Origin of the sequence: Nocardia aurea (assembly GCF_003123685.1) — a bacterium.
In the GTDB taxonomy this organism is placed as follows: Bacteria; Actinomycetota; Actinomycetes; order Mycobacteriales; family Mycobacteriaceae; genus Nocardia; species Nocardia aurea.
Window position 1 is genome coordinate 1 of the sequence record NZ_QCYJ01000010.1, and the last position, 1,059, is coordinate 1,059.

At 67.8% G+C, this 1,059-nt stretch carries 1 protein-coding gene; it reads right to left on the reverse strand.

The genetic code is table 11. The features are described from left to right. Positions 1-1,059 (reverse strand): cytochrome b (locus DAT37_RS03945; RefSeq protein WP_198654080.1); only part of this gene is annotated, 1,059 nt, incomplete at both ends.

Sequence of the window (1,059 nt, forward strand, 5' to 3'; positions counted from 1 at the left end):
GCCTTGGACATGCGCCCGCGCAGCTTGCCGAGCGGGCCGCGCATGCCCTTGGGCGGGATGCCCGCGCGGTCCTCCTCGACCGGCAGCGTGAGCACGGCCTCCTTGCCCCGCACGTGGGCCTCGAGGTCGTCCGCCGGAGCCGTGTGGACCTCGATGAACTCGCCGTGCGGCAGCCTCTTGATCACGCCCGACTCGACGCCGTGCGAGATGACCCCGGAGTCCTGGCGCTGCAGGCCGAGGCAGATCCGGTAGGTGATCATGTAGGCCAGCGCCGGGCCGAGGAACACCAGCACGCGGCCGGAGTACGTCGTCCAGTTGAGGTTGACGTGGAAGAACGCCGAGATCTCGTCATTGGCGCCGAGCAGCCAGAGCACGCCGTAGAACGTGATGGCGGACATGCCGATCGAGGTGCGGTGCGGGTTGTTGCGCGGGCGGTCGGCGACGTGGTGTTCGCGCCGGTCGCCCGTCACCCACTGTTCGAGGAACGGGTAGAGCGCGAGGCCCGTCATGATGATGCCCATCGGCACCAGCGCCGGGATGATCACGCTCAGCGGCAGCGTGCCCGCGTGGGCCGTGCCGAACATGTTGATCTCCCAGGCCGGCATGATGCGCAGGGCGCCTTCGAGGAAGCCCATGTACCAGTCGGGCTGCGAACCGGCCGAGACGTCCGCTGGTGTGTACGGACCGAAGATCCAGATCGGGTTGATCTGGGCGAACGTCGCCAGACCGGCGGTCACCGCGAACGTGAACAGGAAGAACGCGCCCGCCTTGGCCATGAAGGCCGGATAGAACGGCGCGCCCACCACGTTGTGGTTGTTGCGGCCCTTGCCCGGCATCTGGGTGTGCTTCTGCACCCACATGAGCACCATGTGGGCCGACACGAGCGCCAGGATGATGCCGGGGATGAGCAGGATGTGCAGCGAGTAGAACCGGGAGATGACGTCGTGCCCCGGGAACTCCCCGCCGAACAGGAAGAACGTGATGTACGTGCCCACCAGCGGCAGCGAGATGGCCACGCCCTCGGTGATCCGCAGACCGGCGCCGGAGAGCAGGTCGTCG